General features: G+C 61.4%; 15 protein-coding genes. 6 read left to right on the forward strand and 9 right to left on the reverse strand.

Going from position 1 to position 16,672, the window contains the following annotated elements; translation table 11 throughout:
• Positions 1-177: 177 nt before the first annotated feature.
• The 4 genes from V6765_RS04360 to V6765_RS04375 are packed head-to-tail and all read right to left on the reverse strand — an operon-like array spanning position 178 to position 4,945.
• On the reverse strand, positions 178-690 hold the full coding sequence (locus V6765_RS04360) for a MarR family winged helix-turn-helix transcriptional regulator (RefSeq protein ID WP_448426783.1): 513 nt from the start codon (positions 688-690) through the stop codon (positions 178-180).
• 40 nt (positions 691-730) lie between these two features.
• Positions 731-1,219, reverse strand: a complete 489-nt coding sequence (locus V6765_RS04365; RefSeq protein WP_448426785.1) for an acyl-CoA thioesterase — start codon at positions 1,217-1,219, stop codon at positions 731-733.
• Entirely contained in the window at positions 1,216-2,781 is a 1,566-nt protein-coding gene (locus V6765_RS04370; protein ID WP_448426786.1) for an indolepyruvate oxidoreductase subunit beta family protein, read from the reverse strand. The genes V6765_RS04365 and V6765_RS04370 overlap by 4 nt, the downstream gene beginning before the upstream one ends.
• Positions 2,782-2,788: 7 nt before the next feature.
• The gene (locus V6765_RS04375; protein WP_448426788.1) at positions 2,789-4,945 is read right to left on the reverse strand and encodes a thiamine pyrophosphate-dependent enzyme; all 2,157 of its coding nucleotides are present in this window, start codon (positions 4,943-4,945) and stop codon (positions 2,789-2,791) included.
• Positions 4,946-5,366: 421 nt separating this feature from the next.
• Between V6765_RS04375 and V6765_RS04380 the strand changes: the two genes are divergently transcribed.
• The 4 genes from V6765_RS04380 to V6765_RS04395 are packed head-to-tail and all read left to right on the forward strand — an operon-like array spanning position 5,367 to position 9,242.
• Positions 5,367-6,407 (forward strand): carbon-nitrogen hydrolase family protein, encoded by a 1,041-nt coding sequence (locus V6765_RS04380; protein WP_448426790.1) that lies wholly within the window; start codon positions 5,367-5,369, stop codon positions 6,405-6,407.
• A gap of 13 nt (positions 6,408-6,420) precedes the next feature.
• A complete protein-coding gene (locus tag V6765_RS04385; protein ID WP_448426792.1) occupies positions 6,421-7,542 on the forward strand; it encodes a cupin domain-containing protein in 1,122 nt (373 codons plus the stop codon).
• A gap of 15 nt (positions 7,543-7,557) precedes the next feature.
• The gene (locus V6765_RS04390; RefSeq protein WP_448426794.1) at positions 7,558-8,472 is read left to right on the forward strand and encodes a fumarylacetoacetate hydrolase family protein; all 915 of its coding nucleotides are present in this window, start codon (positions 7,558-7,560) and stop codon (positions 8,470-8,472) included.
• Positions 8,473-8,477: 5 nt separating this feature from the next.
• Positions 8,478-9,242 (forward strand): maleate cis-trans isomerase family protein, encoded by a 765-nt coding sequence (locus V6765_RS04395; RefSeq protein WP_448426796.1) that lies wholly within the window; start codon positions 8,478-8,480, stop codon positions 9,240-9,242.
• A 147-nt stretch (positions 9,243-9,389) separates the two neighbouring features.
• Here the strand turns inward: V6765_RS04395 and V6765_RS04400 are convergent, their stop codons facing one another.
• A complete protein-coding gene (locus tag V6765_RS04400; RefSeq protein WP_448426798.1) occupies positions 9,390-10,322 on the reverse strand; it encodes an NADP-dependent oxidoreductase in 933 nt (310 codons plus the stop codon).
• An 85-nt stretch (positions 10,323-10,407) separates the two neighbouring features.
• Here V6765_RS04400 and V6765_RS04405 point away from each other — a divergent pair, with 85 nt between their 5' ends.
• Positions 10,408-11,115, forward strand: a complete 708-nt coding sequence (locus tag V6765_RS04405) for a hypothetical protein (protein ID WP_448426800.1) — start codon at positions 10,408-10,410, stop codon at positions 11,113-11,115.
• A 25-nt stretch (positions 11,116-11,140) separates the two neighbouring features.
• Here the strand turns inward: V6765_RS04405 and V6765_RS04410 are convergent, their stop codons facing one another.
• The 4 genes from V6765_RS04410 to V6765_RS04425 are packed head-to-tail and all read right to left on the reverse strand — an operon-like array spanning position 11,141 to position 14,587.
• The gene (locus V6765_RS04410; RefSeq protein ID WP_448426801.1) at positions 11,141-11,923 is read right to left on the reverse strand and encodes a cyclase family protein; all 783 of its coding nucleotides are present in this window, start codon (positions 11,921-11,923) and stop codon (positions 11,141-11,143) included.
• A gap of 14 nt (positions 11,924-11,937) precedes the next feature.
• Positions 11,938-13,182: an SDR family NAD(P)-dependent oxidoreductase gene (locus tag V6765_RS04415; protein ID WP_448426803.1), complete on the reverse strand. Its 1,245-nt coding sequence runs from the start codon at positions 13,180-13,182 to the stop codon at positions 11,938-11,940.
• Entirely contained in the window at positions 13,182-14,363 is a 1,182-nt protein-coding gene (locus V6765_RS04420) for a thiolase family protein (RefSeq protein WP_448426805.1), read from the reverse strand. Before V6765_RS04420 ends, V6765_RS04415 begins: the two co-directional genes overlap by 1 nt.
• Before the next feature lie 8 nt (positions 14,364-14,371).
• A complete protein-coding gene (locus tag V6765_RS04425; protein WP_448426807.1) occupies positions 14,372-14,587 on the reverse strand; it encodes a hypothetical protein in 216 nt (71 codons plus the stop codon).
• A gap of 426 nt (positions 14,588-15,013) precedes the next feature.
• On the opposite strand from V6765_RS04425, the gene V6765_RS04430 reads away from it, so the two are divergent.
• Positions 15,014-16,639, forward strand: coding sequence for an ATP-dependent acyl-CoA ligase (locus V6765_RS04430; RefSeq protein WP_448426809.1), 1,626 nt, complete (start codon positions 15,014-15,016; stop codon positions 16,637-16,639).
• The last annotated feature ends 33 nt before the right edge of the window (positions 16,640-16,672 follow it).

The raw sequence follows: 16,672 nt of genomic DNA on the forward strand, positions 1-16,672 counted from the left end.
AAGGCAATCTAGCGCCAACGCACATCAATCGAAAGTCACGATGGGGTGAAAAAGCGGAGGGATGACGTGAGCTGGATGTGATGCTTACTGGTGCTGTCTAGTGGGATGTGGCCGCGAGCCGGCAAAAGCAGCCGGCCCCCGGGCGGACGGGCCTCTCCTGGCGTGGCTTCTGGAGCTTCAGCCGGACGTGTCCGCGTCTCCGGCGCTTCTCATTTGATCAGTAATCTGTTTCAGGCTTACGGTCATTTCCTCAATAGCATGCAGATCGATGCCGGAGAGCTTCTTGCTGATCTCGGTCTGGTGTTTTGCCACCGCGTTTTCGAATACCGTTTTGCCCTCGGGCGTGATCGAAGCTCTGAAGGAACGCCGATCGTTGGGTTCGACCGAACGCCTGACATAGCCGTCCGCTTCCAGCCGGGTGACGAGGCCGGAGACGTTTCCGTTCGTCACCTTCAGCTTTTTGGAAAGCGCGCCCATCGAAATTCCCTCGGGGTAGCGATAGAGTTGCGCCATCACATCGAACTTGGCGATGCTCAATCCCGCCTCGTTGATCAGGCGCGCGTTCAAGTCATTATAGATGAGGTGATGGACATTAAGGATCTGAAGCCAGAATCGGGTCTCCGCCTTTTGCCGACGGGAGAGATTTGCTTCCGGGGATGTATTGCTCTCGTGTTCCAGACCATCAATCATCGTCGCAAGCCTCCCTCGATCGCACCGATAGAGGAAGCATCTACTGACACCATTTTCCAGAATAGGCAACTATTGCCGCCTTGATATCCGCCGGAATAACGATGGACTTGTGGTGATCGAGCGAAGTCGTGACGGTGGTGAAATGTCCGCGCAACGCTTCATGGCCGTCTTTCATCGCATGCAGCATCAATGTGTAGGATTTGCTGCCCACCCGAACGACGCGCACGAAAATCTCGATCTTGTCGCCCATCATGCAGGGCGTGAAGAAATCGGCCGATGCGGTCACATAGCCGAGGCCCGTCCGGCGCTCGCCTATGACATGGTAATAGTCGATTCCCAGAACCTCGATGAACCAGCCTTCGATGGCGTGATTGAATAAATCGAAGAATTTGGGCGTGTAGACGATGCCTGCGGGATCGCAGTGGCCATGCCGGATCGTTACCTTGAACGACCAGCACGACGGCGGTATCGCCTCGGCGTTGATGGGGGAGGGAAAGCCTTGCTGGCGCGCTGTGTTCTGGTCATTCATAGATGTGTTTCAATCGTTTGTATGGTCTCATTGAGAGATTTTTGTTCGGGATCCTTGACAGCGGCAAGCAATAGCAGGCGCGCCCACTGAGCCGCATCGTCGCGATCGAGCAGCCGTAGTGTGGTGTTCATAACCTTGTCGAACTTGGCGTGTCCACGCACATGCGTGTCGGAATATCCCTTGATCAGCCGGCGGAAGCGCAGCATTTCAACCCCGAGATCGTAATTCGCAGTCAGGCCGCGCTTTGCGTTGGTCAGCCATTCGTCGCGATGCGCCACCTCTGTAGCGTGTCGCAACGAGACCCGCCGCATGCGCTTCCAGCGCGCCACGATGTAGAGCGCGACAAACCAGCGCAGGGAGTAGGTATTCACATGCCGGCCCTTGTCGACGCGCCGGTCGAGCCAGGCGTAAAATCCCTTGCGCGACCTGAGCCAGCGGGCAAAGCCGGCCGGCAGCGCGGACGAGACCTCTTCCATGCGCGGATGCATGAATTCGGTCGTCTTGAGAATCTGATTGTCCTTGACCCTGAGTTCGCTGGCGATCCTGGCCTTGCGCGCCTTGCGGGTCTTCAGGTCCGCCACCCGCATCAGATCGTCATAGGCCATGGCGTTGGCGAGATATTTGGCGGCTTCGCTGGTGAACAGCCAGTCATGGCCGTCCCCGCCCACCTGCCGGTCTGCCGTGTAAATATCCGCCAGCAGATCGAGATACTCGTCGCCATAGGCGACATCCTGGAATGCCACTACCTTCTGGAGACCGGCGAACGCCATTGCGTGGGCGGCTTCGGGCAGTTCGGACCTGAGCCGCTGCAGAAGACGGTTGGCCTTGCGCGATGCCAGTTTGGCGGGAACCGGCGCCGGCGTGCTGTCTCCCGTGGATTCTTCAACCGGGTCCCGTCCCTTGAGGGTGCGGTCATAGGCGGCGTCGAACGCCCTGATGCTTGCCTCCACGCCCTTGCCGCCCTTGCGAATGACCTCGTGATAGGCCTCCCGCGCGAAGGGCAGGGCGCCCGATGCGGCAAGGCTGCCGAACATCGATGCGGAGATGACGCTGCCGTTGCGCACCGCCAGTTCATTCATGTCGAAAATGATCTTCTGTCTGGCGGTGACGCCGACGGCCTCGTCGACCGAACTGCTGTTCGCGACGCCCATGCCGGGCGGCATCTTCTCGGTCACCGCCAGCGCGCGATGGCTCGACGCGATCAAGGTGGTGCGGTCGGGCGTCACCAGGCCGCGCAGGATCGAGCGTCCGGCCTCCATGAACTCGGATGCGATCACCACATCGACATCGCCCGGCGTCGGCATCTGCGCCAGGATCGGGTGCCGGCCGTTTTCCCGTGCCTTCATCATCTCGACATAGTAGATCGTCGCGCCGGTCCGCTGGGCCACGCCCGGCACCGACGTGGACTGACCGATCCAGCCCTGGCTTTCCGCCAGCTCGACGATCCAGCCCGTCAGCACGCCGCCGCCCTGGCCGCCCATTGCCACGATTGCGATGGATATAGGCCGTTCGGTGGCCTCGCCCGCGGGAGCAAGGCTCAGTTTTACAGTGTCGTCTCTCATGTCGGTGTCAGGCCTCGAAGCTAACGGCGAAACGTTCGCGGGTGTTCTGCAGGAAGCCGATGATGCTCATCGAAATCCTGTTGGAAAACCGGTCCCACTTCGATGGGTTGTTGATGACGTCCGCGCGGTAGAAGCTCGGACAGAGAACGGCCGCATCCGCCACTTCGCCGCAATTGCCGCAGGCGACGCAGGTGTTGTCGATCGCGGCCACCGGATCGTCGCGCAGCGGGTCGTCGAGCTGTTTCACCGAGAGCGACGGACAGCCCGAAAGCCGGATGCAGGCGTGATCGCCGGTGCACACGTCCTCATCGACGCCGAACCGCGCCGTAACCGTTCGCTTGCCGTCGCTGATGGCCTTCCTGACCTGAGGCTTCACGCGGCGCTGCTTGTTGAGCATGCACTCGGACGAGGCGACGATCACCTTCGGCCCCTCGAACGATGTTGTCAGCGCCTCCTTGAGGACATCGCGCATCTTGTTGACGTCATAGGTGCGATCGATCTCACGCACCCATTCCACGCCGATGCCCTTGACCGCCTTGACGATGCTGTTGTTGGTGTTGCGCCGCTTGTTGAAGGCGCGCGACGACAGGATGTCCTGCCCGCCCGTGGCGGAAGAATAGAAATTGTCGATGATCAGAAAGACGCCGTCATGCTTGTTGAAGACGGCATTGCCGATGCCGCTAGTCAAGCCGTTGTGCCAGAAACCGCCGTCGCCCATGATCGAGATTGAGCGCTTTGCGCCCTTGACGTTGAAGGCCGCTGACGAGGCCCCGCCGAGGCCGTAGCCCATCGTTGTGGCGCCAAGGTTGAAAGGCGGCAGGATCGAGAACAGGTGACAGCCGATATCGGCCGAGACGTGATGCTCGCCGATTTCCTCGTGAACCAGCTTCATCGCCGTGAAGATCGGCCGCTCGGGACAGCCGGTGCAAAGACCGGGCGGACGCGACGGCACCACTTCCTTGAGCTTCGCCACTTCCGGCAGGGCAAGCGTCGGCTCGGCGCTTGGCACAGGCGGGCGGTTGCCGAGGCGAGTGGACTCATGATCCTCGAAATAGCGTTGCAGCCCGTCGGTAAGCACCTGCGCGGTATAGTCCCCGCCCATCGGCAGGTAATCCTTGCCGTGCACCGTGGTCGTCGAGCGCACGCGGGCGAGGGTGGTGGAAATCGACTGCTCGATATATTCCGGCTGGCCTTCCTCGATCACCAGAACGGACTCAAGCCCCTCGCAGAATCTTTCGACTTCCGAAACGATGGTGGGGTAGGCGACGTTCATCACGTAGATCGGGACCCTGGTGTCGCCGTAAGCGTCGGCGAGGCCGAGGAACTGCAGGGCGCGGATCGTGCTGTTATAGGTGCCGCCCTGAACGATGATGCCGGTCTTGCTGTCGGCCTTGTCGCCGAAGAATTCATTGAGTTTGTGCTTTTCGATGAACTCGATCGCGGCGGGCATCCGGCGCTTGATCTTCTCCTGCTCGTGCTCATATGCCGCCGGCGGCAGAACGATCCGGTCGAGATCGCGCTTCGGGTTGTTCATCGCGTCGGCAAGCGTGAATTCCGGGCGCACATTGTCCTTGCACACGAAGCTGCCATGCATGTGACAGGAGCGCACGCGCACCTGCAGCAGAACCGGCGTGTTGGACTCCTCGGAGAGTTCGAAGCCTTTTTCGATCAGGTTGACGATGCATTCCTGGTCCGGGCGCGGGTCGAGCAGCCACATCTGCGATTTCATCGCAAAGGCGTGGGTGCGCTCCTGCATGATCGAGGAACCTTCGCCATAATCCTCGCCGACGATAACCATCGCACCGCCGGTAACGCCGCCCGAGGCGAGGTTGGCAAGCGCGTCCGATGCGACATTGGTGCCGACCGTCGACTTCCAAGCCACCGCGCCGCGCAACGGATACATCACCGATGCGGAAAGCATCGCCGCTGCAGTCGCCTCGTTGGCCATGCTCTGGAAGTTGACGCCCAGTTCCTCGAGGATTTCGTCGGCGTCGGCCAGAACGTCCATAAGGTGAGAGATCGGCGAGCCAGGATAGCCGCCGACATAGGAAATGCCGGACTGCAGAAGGGCCTTCGTAATCGCCAGAATGCCTTCGCCGCGGAAAACGTCGCCCTCTCCAAGCTTGAGGTCCTGTACTTCTTTCGCAAATGAGCGTTCGGCCATCAAAGTCTCCAAAAAGTGTGCGCCGAAAATAATTTTATATGTAAAATATGTCAACGGGTTTTTGCCTGTAGCTCGCCAGCGGTGCCCTTTGCATGGTCGCGAATGCAGCCGCTTCGGCATGACCACGGAAGCGACAGGCGTGTTCCGATAACCCAACGCCCAGCGCGGTTTTCAGGAAATAAAAGGGTAGCCAAATTTAATTTTATATGTAAAATACCTTGTCATAAGAGATGAATTTGTGGCGAGACCTATCGCTTTTCCGGGTTGCGATGTCCTGAATAAGTAAAGCGATATCAATGATATAGGTCGATGCCGGTCCTGGCTTGGTAAAGGAGTTGCCTGCCATGGCAGGCCTTCGTGGCAAGCTCGGCGCTCAGACGCATCTCAGATGCAAATTCTTGGCATGCAAGGGAACGGTTGAATGCTTCCAATACATGATTTTCCCAAATTCAAGGCAGCCGCCGTGCAGGCAAGCCCGGTCTATCTCGACGCCGCCGCGACGGTGGAGAAGGCTGCGGATCTGATCGCGGAGGCCGCCGGCAACGGCGCGCGCCTGATCGTGTTTCCGGAGGTGTTCGTTCCCGGCTATCCGTACTGGAACTGGATCACCGATCCGGTAACCGGCAGCGCCTGGTTCGACAAACTGGTGCGCGCATCGGTTTTCGTGCCGGGACCGGAAATCGACACGGTGCGTGCTGCGGCCCGTTCCCATGGGGTCTATGTCATCCTGGGCGTGAACGAGCGCAGCCCGGTATCGCTTGGCGCGCTCTACAACACGCTGGTGTTCATCGGTCCCGACGGGGCGATCATCGGCAAGCACCGCAAGCTGGTGCCGACCTGGGCGGAAAAGCTGACCTGGACCGGCGGCGATGGATCCAGCCTCAAGGTTTACGCCACCGAGATCGGTCCACTCGGCGGTCTCGCCTGCGGTGAAAACACCAATACGCTGGCGCGCTTTACCCTGCTTGCGCAGGGCGAGCTGGTGCATGCCGCAAGCTACATTTCGCTACCCGTCGCGCCGCCGGATTACGATATGGCGGAGGCGATCAAGCTGCGCGGTCAGTCGCACAGTTTCGAGGGCAAGGTATTCACAATCATATCCACCTCGACCATTTCGGATGAGATCATCACCGAAATGGAAAAGATCCGGCCTGACGCGCGGGCATTGCTGGAGCGCAAGTCCAGCGCGTTTTCGGGCGTCATCGGCCCGGACGGCCGCGTGATCGGGGATGGCCTGATCGACGACGAGGGGATTGTCTATGCCGAGATCGACCTCGGCAAGTGCATTCAGCCCAAGCAGATGCACGACATCATCGGCCACTATAACCGGTTCGATGTTTTCCAGCTCAATGTGAACCAGACGGTTCGAAATCCTATCGAGACGCTCCACGCATCCGCCGACGAGGCGGAACGGGGCGATACGACGCCTGAAGACTTGGAACCCATCAAGATTCAAAAATGAGGAGGTTGAAACCATGACTGACACAGCGCAAAGCGATGACATTCTGGGCCGCGCCCGCGTCAAGGACAATGCGGAGCTCGAGGCCTATTACAACGACCTGGCCAAGCTCGATACGGGCGCCCTGTGGACCGTCGCCAATTCGATCGAACCCTGGCAACCGACGCCGGCTTCGGCGCCGGTTCTCTGGAAGAATTCCGAATTGCGCGATCAGGTTCTGCGCGCGCTCGATCTGGTTCGCCCGGAAGATGCCGGTCGGCGCGTCGTCTATCTGCGCAACCCCAAGCGCACCGAAGTCAGTGCGGCCTGCGGCTGGCTGTTCTCCGGCATTCAGGTCATGCGGCCGGGCGAGCGGGCAGGGGCGCACAAGCACGCCGCCTCGGCGCTGCGCTTCATCATGGAGGGCGCCGGCGCCTACACGATCGTGGATGGTCACAAGATCAATCTCGGCGCGCGCGATTTCGTCATCACCCCGAATGGCACCTGGCACGAGCACGGCATTGCCGAGGACGGCGAAACCAGCATGTGGCAGGACGGGCTGGACATTCCGCTGACCAACGCGCTGGAGGCCAATTTCTACGCGGTTCACCCGGACGATTACCAGACCACCAACCTGCCGCTGAATGACAGCCCGCTGACCTATGGCGGTCCCGGGCTGCTGCCGCTCATGGACAAGTGGGACAAACCCTATTCGCCCCTGATGCAGTATCGCTGGGAGCCGACATACGAAGCGCTCACCAACTATGCCAAGGTCTCCGACGGCTCGCCCTACGACGGCATCATCATGCGCTATACCAACCCGATCACAGGCGGCGACCCGATGCTTACCATGGGTGCTGCGATGCAGCTTCTGCGCCCCTCCGAACACACCAAGGCGCACCGCCACACCGGCAACGCCATCTACCAGGTCGCCAAGGGCGAGGGCTATTCGGTCATCAATGGTCAGCGCTTCGACTGGAAGGAAAAGGATATCTTCTGCGTCCCTGCCTGGATGTGGCACGAACACTGCAATACATCGTCCGGCGACGATGCCTGCCTTTTCCAGTTCAACGACCTGCCGACCATAACCAAGCTGGGCTTCTATGCCGAGCAGGGCCTGAACGAAAATGACGGTCACCAGATCGTCAAAACGAACTAGATCAAGGACTGCATTATGAAATTGGTAACCTATCGCGGACACGTGTCCGCGGAGGGCCGCCTGGGCGTCGTCCAGAATGGCCTCGTGATCGACGTTGAAGGCCTCGGCGAGGCGGTCGGCGAGATTTTCGCCGGCTCGATGCTGGAGCTGATCGACCAGGGACCCGACGCCCTGGCCGCGCTCCGGTCCGCCCTGAAGGAGACCGACGGCGCCCGCCCGCCCGGAATCGCGGTGCCGCTGGAAAACGTCAGGCTGCTGGCGCCGATCCCGCGCCCGCGCAAGAACATCTTCGGCATCGGCCTCAACTACGTCGAGCATGTGGCGGAGTCCGCGAAGTCGCTGGACACGTCGAAAGATCTTCCCAAGCAGCCCGTGGTTTTCTCCAAGCCGCCGACCGCCGTCATCGCTGATGGCGAGGCGATCCAGCACAATGCTGCGATGACCCAGCAGCTCGACTGGGAAGTCGAACTGGCGGTGATCATCGGCAAGCGCGCGACCCGGATCGCCAAGGACGACGCGATGAGCCATGTCTTCGGCTATTCGGTCATCAATGACGTGTCCGCCCGCGACAACCGCCGCGCCGGTCAGTGGATCTTTTCCAAGGGTCAGGACACTTTTTGCCCGTTCGGACCGATGATCGTGACGGCAGACGATATCGCCGATCCACATAATCTCGATCTCTGGCTGAAGAAGAACGGCGAGGAAAAGCAGCGCTCCAATACAAGGCACCTGCTGTTCGATATTCCAACGCTGATCTCCGACATTTCGAGCGGCATCACGCTCGAGCCCGGTGATATCATCGCCACCGGCACGCCGTCCGGCGTCGGCGCCGGCCGCGATCCGCAGGAATGGATGTGGCCCGGCGACGTCATCGAGTGCGGCGTGGATGGCATCGGCGTTCTGCGCAACCCTGTCGTCAGGATCGGTTGAACGTCATGGAGAACCTCAACGACACCATCAAGATCGGTCAGATCGTTCCCTCATCGAACCTGACGATGGAACGCGAGATTCCGGCAATGCTGCGCGCGCGCGAAACGATATTGCCGGAGCGCTTTTCCTTCCATTCATCGCGCATGCGCATGAAGAAGGTGACGGCCGAAGAGCTGAAGGCGATGGACTGCGACAGCGACAGGTGCGCCCTGGAGCTGTCCGACGCTGCCGTGGATGTGATGGGATATGCCTGTCTTGTGGCCATCATGGCGATGGGCAAGGGCTATCACCGTGAAAGCCAGGACCGCCTGCGCAAGCTGACCGTCGAGAACGGGCATCCCGCGCCGGTGGTCAGCTCGGCGGGCGCGCTTGTCGATGCGCTGCACCTGATGGGGGCGAAGCGCATTTCGATCGTCGCGCCCTACATGAAGCCGCTCACCCAGATGGTGGCCGATTATATCGAGAATGAGGATATCGAGGTCAGCGACTATGTCGCGCTTGAGATTCCGGACAATCTCGAAGTGTCGAGACAGAACACCGACAACCTTCTCGACATCTACAAGAGGGTCAATCTGAAGAATATCGATGCGCTGGTGCTTTCCGCCTGCGTGCAGATGCCGTCTCTGGCCGCGATACAGAAGGTCGAGGACGAGTGCGGTATTCCGGTTCTTTCCGCATCGGTCGCCACAACGCACCAGATGCTCAAGAGCCTTGGCCTTGAGGCCCGGGTGCCGAACGCAGGCGCGCTGCTTTCGGGTAAATACAGCTAGAGCAATTCCAGGTGAAGTGGACACCGGTTCACCGTCCGGAATTGCGTAAAAACAAAGAGATAGAGCCTTTCCGCGTTTCCGTTAAACGCGGAAAGGCTCTAGAGAGCGTCCGGTGAGCACGCGTCACCGGACGAAAGACCAAGGCGATCAGGCGATGTCGAGAACGATGCGGCCGCGCGAAACCTTGCCCGCTTCCATCATCCGATGCGCCTCGCTCGCCTGCGCAAGGGGCAGGCGATGGGCGACCTGCGGACGAAATACGCCGTCGCGCGCCAGCTTCGCCACCGCCTCAAGCGCATATTTGCTGTCGTGGATGTGGGGTATGCTGAGCTGGACGCCATAGCGCTCGGATTGGTCCTCGAAAGGCTCGGCGCGCAGGCACACCATGTGACCGCCAGGCTTCAGAACTTCGTATGAACGGCGGTGCACATCGCCGCCGATCAGGTCAAGGACGACGTCGAAGGGCTCCTCGATCGCGGTGAAGTCCTCCCTGTCGTAGGCAATCACCTCATCGGCTCCCATGGCGGTGACATAGTTTGCGTTGGCCGCGCGGCAGGTGGTGGTCACGTGGCAACCGAGATGATGGGCGAGCTGAATGGCGAGACCTCCGATCGCCCCGGCGCCGGCATGCACCAGAATGCGCGCGCCGGCTTGCAGATCCGCGGTTTCCACAAGGCCTATCCAGGCGCAGATGCCCGCATGCATCAGCGAGGCAGCTTCCCCGAACTCCAGCGTTTCGGGCATGGCGACGATGGTGTCCCGGTTGCGCACGATCTTTTCGGCATAGGTGCCGTCTTCGGCATGTTGCGCGACAACGCACACCGCATCGCCGACGCTTGCGTAGTCCACGCCTTCCCCGAGCGCGAGCACGATGCCGGCGCCATCGCGGCCGGGTATCTTCGGCAGGCTGACGGGGAGCATGCTTTGCAGCATGCCCGCGCGCACTTTCCAGTCGGCGGGAATGACGCTCGCGGCCTTCAGGCCCACCAGCACCTCGCCGGGGCCTGGCCGGGGATCGGCGACTTCGGCCACCTTCAGCACGCTCGGATCGCCATAGGAGTCATATCTTATTGCGCGCATGGTTCACCGAGGATATGTTTTAGGAATAAAATAATATGTGTCGCACATTGTGCGGCCTGTCAACTTGGTCCGCCGGGAGAAATTGATGCGCTTTACCTACTTTCTGTCTTTCTTCGACCGCAACGAGCCCGCAAGGGAAGTGGAGCGCGCAACCCTGGACCGGGTTGGCGAGATCGTGCGCTTGACGCCGAACCTGAGGCGCGGGCTGGTGTTTCACGCCGATCAGAGCGCGGGGCAGCATTATCCCGGCGGCGACGCGCCGCCCCAACTGGCGCTGCAGCTCTATTTCGACGAAATCGCACACCTGGAGAACGCGGTCGCGCGCGAAGGCCATCTCCAGCAACTGGCCTTGCCGCAGACCCTGCCGGATCTCGCCGCCGCCGAGGCCCAGCAGCAGGCCATGATCGTGCGGCGCTTCGCGGTGCCCGAGCCGGTGCGCGGCCGGCCGGCGAGCGACCCGTTTTGCACATATCTCGTACATTATCCGGGCCCCGCCGAGGACCTGAATGCCTGGCTCGATCATTATGTGCGCGAACACCCGCCGATCATGGCGAAGTTCCCGAAAGTGCGGGAGGCGGAGGTTTGCTCGCGTATGGACTGGTTGGGCTTCCTGCCATGGCCCAGGGTCGATTACATGCAACGAAACAAGGTGGTGTTCGACAGCGCCGAGGATCTGGTGGCCGCGCTGAACTCGCCGGTGCGCGAGGAGATGCGCGCCGATTTCGTCGCGTTCCCGCCCTTCAGCGGCGGCAACGCGCATTACCCTCTGACAACGCAGGAGTTTTTGCCGTAGGGCGTTTTTTACGGTCGGTCGCCCTCTACTGGCCGGGGGCGACCGCGAGAACCCGCAGCGGGCTTCCCGAGCCATTGAGAATTTTCAGCGGCGCGGCGAAGACGATTGCGCCTCTTGGCGGCAACTGATCGAGATTGCAGAGGCATTGCAGCCCGTAGCGGCCAGCGCCGTGCAGGTAATGATGCGCCGGGTGCGGCGGGTTGAGATGGTTGGCCTGTCCCCAGTCCGTTCCGATGGTCTCAGTGCCGAAACCGAGAATGCCGCGTTCTTCCACCAGCCATTTCATCACATCGGCGTCCGGGCCGGGGGTATGCGCGCCGTCTTCCTTCAGATTGGCGTAGTCGCGGAAATCGCGCTTCGACCAGTCGGTGCGCAGCAGAACCCACTCACCCGGCTCGATCTTGCCGTGTTGCTTCTCCCACGCGATCACATGATCGCGGGTCAGCAGGAAATCCTCGTCGGCCGCGGCTTCCGCCGAGCAGTCGATCACGCAGGCGGGGGCGATCATATGCTTGACCGGCAAGGTGTCGACGGAGCCATTGGGCACGTCCTTGCCGGTGTGCCAGTGGATCGGCGCGTCGAAATGGGTGCCGGTGTGCTCGCTCAGCGAAATCTCGTTCCAGTACCAGCCGGGGCCGGCATCGTCATAGCGCGAAATGGTGCGGATGCGCACCGGCGCGGCCTGGCCGAGTTCCGGCGGCAGCACCAGAACGGGAAAGTCCGGCGACAGCGTGAAGGTGAGATCAACGAGCCGCAGGGCGCCGGAGGCGATCGCAACTGCAATTTCGGTCGGGTCGGTCAATGCCATTGTCGATGTTCCACTCAGGTGTGCCGATTGGTGAATTCGCGCTCAACGCTCTTCGGATTGTCGACGAGATTCTGCTGTATCTCCTTGGCGACATCGCCAACGAACATCTCCTCGACGCCCTCGTTGAGAGCTCTGACCACGGCGCTGGCAAGCGCCTTGGGCGCGACCTTTGGCGGCGGCAGGGTCTGGAACCATTCCGTCTCGGTTGGCCCGGTGAACAGGTTGACCACGCGCACCCCGCCGCCGCGCAGTTCGCCGCGCAGGCAATGCGAGAGCGAAAGGCAGGCTGCCTCCGCGGCGCTGTGGGTGCCGAACGCCGACCAGTTGGCAAGCGCATGAACGGAAAAGATGTTCACCCAGGCCGCGGCACTGTTGATCTGGTCCGCGCCGCGCCCCAGCATGGCCGGGCCGAAGGCCTGGGCAAGGTTCACGAAGCCCAGATAGAGTTGCTCCATTTCATCGCGGATGACGGTGGTGCGACCCCGGTCCAGAAGACCGCCCGGGCGGATGAATTCCGACGTATTGACCAGAATGTCGATCTTGCCGCCGATATCGGCCGCCAGCTCGCGAACGGAACGTTCGTCCGGGGCATCAAACGGCACGATCTGGTAAGGGGCCTTGCGCAGCCTTTCCTCGCCTTCAAACGGCTTCCACGGCTCGGCAATGCCGACATAGACGGTGGCGCCGGTTTCGGCCAGGGCGCTTGCCACGGCCTGACCGATGGCGGAGCGGCCGTTGGTCACCAGCACGCGGCGGAATTGGGGTTTCGCAACCATTTCGTACCACTGCCTGTCTTGGTCCATATTCGGGGTGGGTTCAGAGGGTATCGCAAAAAAGACGGCCTGCCCGGATTTGTCGAGCTGCAATGTCGCCCGCACGCGATCGCCATCCTGGCAGTCGCCATGTAGGTGCGCAACGGCGATCGGGCCGCAGTCGAGCTTCACCATGCCGATCCGCCAGGGCATCCGCTCGCGGAAATAGCTGTCCGAGGTTACATGGGTGGTGGTCTCGGAGACGATGACGCCGCCATCGGGGGCATCGGTCAGCGCCAGATCGACAGACAGGCAATTGGGGCAAACTTCGCGGGGAGGGTAGATATAGTTCCGGCATTCCGCGCAGCGCTGCAGCGCGAATCGCCCCTCGGCCGCAGCCTGGGTCAGCAATTGCGCCGAACGGCTACGGGCGGCGGGCGGCAGCGTCTGCTGCCGTGTCCGCGCGAGCGGGTTCTTGCGTTTCGGGGGCTTGAGCGGCTCTACCATCACCTGTCTCCCGTGAGGATGACCGCGCCGGAGGACAGGCCCCTCGCGTAGTTGATCATGCCGAAACCGGATGCGAGGCCGACCTTCGCGCCCTTGACCTGCGTCGGTCCGGCGGTGCCGAGCACTTGCCGCACGGCCTCGGTCAATCCGATATAGGCCCCGCCCGCACCCGCCTGTCCGGACGAGAGCTGGCCGCCGGTGGTGTTGTGCGGAAAGTCGCCATCGATCGTGAGGTCGTGGCTGCGAACGAACTCGGCGCCTTCGCCCTTCTTGCAGAAGCCGAGATCCTCGAACTGCATCATCACAATGAAGGGATAGTCGTCATAGGTCTGCACGAAATCCATGTCATCCGGCTTCAGGCCGGCCATGGCATAGAGATCGTCGATATCGGCAACCCAGCCGCCATGGCTCTGCACCACGTCGTCGGTGCGCACATTGTGTCGCTCGATGGTGCCGAGGATTTTCGCGCCCGCTATTCCGCTCGCAGCCGCCGTCTCCTCGCGCATGATCAGAAACGCTTCCGCGCCGGCGCAGGGCATCACGCAGTCGAACAGGTGGATCGGGTCCGAGATGGGCCGGGCATTCATATACTGCTCGAGCGTCAGAGGCTTCTTCATCAGCGCATTGGGATTGCGCAGGGCGTTCTGGCGCTGCGATACCGCGATCTGTCCGAGATCCTCGCGTTTGACGCCGAAGGTCTTCATGTAGTGGCGCGCGATCATGGCGAAGCTGGCATTGGCGCCGCCCGCGCCGTAAGGGTAGGCCGCGTCCTGGGAAAACCGCGAAAAGTTCGACAGGGTCTGGCGAAAGCTGTCGGTGTGGTTGGTGTCGCCGGCAACGCAGACGACCACGTCGCAGTCGCGCGCTTCCACCGCTCTTGCCGCGCGGCGGATGGCGCTGATGCCGCTGGCGCCGCCAAGCGGAATGTGATCCAGCCAGCGAACGGACAGGCCCAGATGCTCGGTGAGCCCGATCGCGGCATCGGAGCCGAGGGTGAAACTCGACAGGCAGAAGCCGTCGATATCGGCCTTGTCGATGCCGGAATCGTCCAGCAGTGCCCGCACTGCCCGACCGATCCACCAATGGGCGGTTCTGTTGGAAAACCGTTCATAGGGGATCGTCACGGGCGTGGTGATCACCACGTTTTCATAGGGACGTCGATTGCTTGTGGAATGCTTCATAATGCGGTTCAGACGGGGTTCAGAGCAAGAACGACATTGCTCCTGGTTGCGTTGGAGAACGGGCAACGCGTTTGCGCGTCCTCGACGATCTGTCTTACGTGCGTCCGGCCAGGTTCGGGCTGCCAAAGATTGGGCTGGGCCTTGCCGCCGGAGACATCGGAAGCGCTGCCGCCATATCCGTCAGTGGATATGCCTTTCGCCCCATAGCCAGGTTTGTCCGTCATCTTCCCGATCTCCGTATCGACGACGCCCCGCCGGAATATGCGCGGCATGACAGTCTCAGCTTATAGAGCGCTTCCGGTGAAAGTGGACACCGGTTTTCCGTCCGGAAAGCGCGAGCAACAAAAAATAGCGCATTTCCGGCGATCCGGTTTTCACCGGAAATGCTCAGGATGCCGATCCTGGATCGAACCAACTCCACCCGTATTTATTTTATGTATAAAGAAATTTAGTCGTCCGCAACGGTAATTTGCGGACGGCGCGATTTTCGTTCGCCGAATCCAACGGTATCTCCGCCCGCTGGAACGTTCCCCGCGAAGCGGTCGGGCGGCAAAGGGGTGGCAACGCGGCATGTTCGGTTTGACGTCGGCATGAGAGTATTATACATCTAAAATAATTGCAGCTTCGCTTGAAATTTCCGGGATCCGACCATGCCAAAAACTCATGAAAATGCCGTCCAGTCGCAGGATAGCGCGTATGACCGGGCCTTGGCCGCGTTCCCGCCGTCAGATCGAATTCTCTCGACCATATTGCTGCGTCAGGCTGAAAAATACGGCGACAGGATATTGTTCACCTTTGGTGACACGCGCTGGACCTTTGCCGAGACCCCGGTCGTTGCCGCCGGCTGGGCGCAGCGCCTTGCCGAGGCGGGCATCGTCGCCGGAGAACGGGTTGCGATCCACTGCAACAATCGTCCCGAATTCATGCAGATCTATCTCGGCTGCGCGTGGCTCGGCGCCATTGCCACCCCGATCAATACGGCGTTCCGAGGCGCGCAGCTCGAAGGCGTCATGAACAATTCCACCGCCAGGATTCTTGTGATCGAGGAGGATAATCTCGACGTTCTGGACGGGCTGGAGAAGGGGACGGCGGTCCCGCCACAGATATGGACGATCCGCAAGGACGGCATTCACGGGCCCGATGACGCGTTGATCACCGCGCCCGAAACCGTGGCGGACATGACGCCGCCGCCGGTGAAGGTCAGCGACACCGCCGTAATCCTTTATACCTCCGGCACGACCGGCCCATCCAAGGGCGTGTGCTGCCCGCAGGCCCAGATGTTCTGGTGGGGCGTCTATTCCGCCGAGGCGCTCGGCGTGCGCGAAGGCGATGTGCTGATGACCATGCTGCCGGTCTTCCACACCAATGCGCTGAACTGTTTCTACCAGGCGCTGATCAATGGCTGCGAATATGTGCTCGAGCCGAAGTTCACCGCGTCCGGTTTCTGGCGGATCTGCAAGGAGCGCAAGGCCACCGTCACCTATCTGCTTGGCGCCATGGCGGCCATTCTGATGGCCCAGCCCGAGCGCCCCGAAGAGAAAAGCCACAGCATTCGCGTGGCGCTTGGCGGCGGCGTTCCCGGTCCGCTGCACGCGCCCTTCCGCGAACGCTTCAATGTGCCGCTGGTGGACGGCTATGCCTCCACCGAGACCAATTTCGTGTTCTGGAGCCGCATTCCTTCCGATCGCCCCGGCGGCATGGGCTATCTGAGCAGCGGCGCCGAGGCCATCATCGTGGATGAATTCGACAGCGAGGTGCCGGATGGCGAGGCCGGCGAACTGCTGCTGCGGCCGACCCAGCCCTATTCGTTCGCCACCGGCTATTTCGGCATGCCCGACAAGACCGTCGAGGCGTGGCGGAATTTCTGGTTCCACTCGGGCGACCGGGTGTTGCGAGAGCCGGATGGCAGCTTCAAGTTCATCGACCGGATGAAGGACGCCATCCGTCGTCGCGGAGAAAACATTTCTTCCTGGGAAGTCGAGCAGGAACTGCACAAGCATCCCGCGGTCGACACCTGCGCGGTGTTTCCGCTGCCGTCGGAACTCGGAGAGGACGAGGTCGCCGTCGCGGTCAAGATCAAGGCGGGCAAGGAACTGGCGCCGGAAGAACTGGTTGCTTATGCGCAGACGCGGCTCGCGAAATTCGCGGTGCCGCGCTTCATCCGCTTCGTCGACGAGATGCCGCATACCGAAAACGGCAAGATCAAGAAAACCGTCTTCCGCGACCAGGGGCTTGTGGAGGGCATCTGGGATCGCGAGAAGGCCGACAAGGTCTGATACTCTCAACCCGCCGGACCTGCGCCGGCGGGG

The organism is Martelella sp. FOR1707 (assembly GCF_053484265.1).

Bases quoted from the DNA above. Each gene is read 5' to 3' on its own strand.
- V6765_RS04425 (WP_448426807.1), bottom strand. From the start codon at position 14,587: ATGACGGACAAACCTGGCTATGGGGCGAAAGGCATATCCACTGACGGA.
- V6765_RS04365 (WP_448426785.1), bottom strand. From the start codon at position 1,219: ATGAATGACCAGAACACAGCGCGCCAGCAAGGCTTTCCCTCCCCCATC.
- V6765_RS04430 (WP_448426809.1), top strand. From the start codon at position 15,014: ATGCCAAAAACTCATGAAAATGCCGTCCAGTCGCAGGATAGCGCGTAT.
- V6765_RS04360 (WP_448426783.1), bottom strand. From the start codon at position 690: ATGATTGATGGTCTGGAACACGAGAGCAATACATCCCCGGAAGCAAAT.
- V6765_RS04400 (WP_448426798.1), bottom strand. From the start codon at position 10,322: ATGCGCGCAATAAGATATGACTCCTATGGCGATCCGAGCGTGCTGAAG.
- V6765_RS04375 (WP_448426788.1), bottom strand. From the start codon at position 4,945: ATGGCCGAACGCTCATTTGCGAAAGAAGTACAGGACCTCAAGCTTGGA.
- V6765_RS04395 (WP_448426796.1), top strand. From the start codon at position 8,478: ATGGAGAACCTCAACGACACCATCAAGATCGGTCAGATCGTTCCCTCA.
- V6765_RS04385 (WP_448426792.1), top strand. From the start codon at position 6,421: ATGACTGACACAGCGCAAAGCGATGACATTCTGGGCCGCGCCCGCGTC.
- V6765_RS04390 (WP_448426794.1), top strand. From the start codon at position 7,558: ATGAAATTGGTAACCTATCGCGGACACGTGTCCGCGGAGGGCCGCCTG.
- V6765_RS04405 (WP_448426800.1), top strand. From the start codon at position 10,408: ATGCGCTTTACCTACTTTCTGTCTTTCTTCGACCGCAACGAGCCCGCA.
- V6765_RS04415 (WP_448426803.1), bottom strand. From the start codon at position 13,182: ATGGTAGAGCCGCTCAAGCCCCCGAAACGCAAGAACCCGCTCGCGCGG.
- V6765_RS04420 (WP_448426805.1), bottom strand. From the start codon at position 14,363: ATGAAGCATTCCACAAGCAATCGACGTCCCTATGAAAACGTGGTGATC.
- V6765_RS04370 (WP_448426786.1), bottom strand. From the start codon at position 2,781: ATGAGAGACGACACTGTAAAACTGAGCCTTGCTCCCGCGGGCGAGGCC.
- V6765_RS04410 (WP_448426801.1), bottom strand. From the start codon at position 11,923: ATGGCATTGACCGACCCGACCGAAATTGCAGTTGCGATCGCCTCCGGC.
- V6765_RS04380 (WP_448426790.1), top strand. From the start codon at position 5,367: ATGCTTCCAATACATGATTTTCCCAAATTCAAGGCAGCCGCCGTGCAG.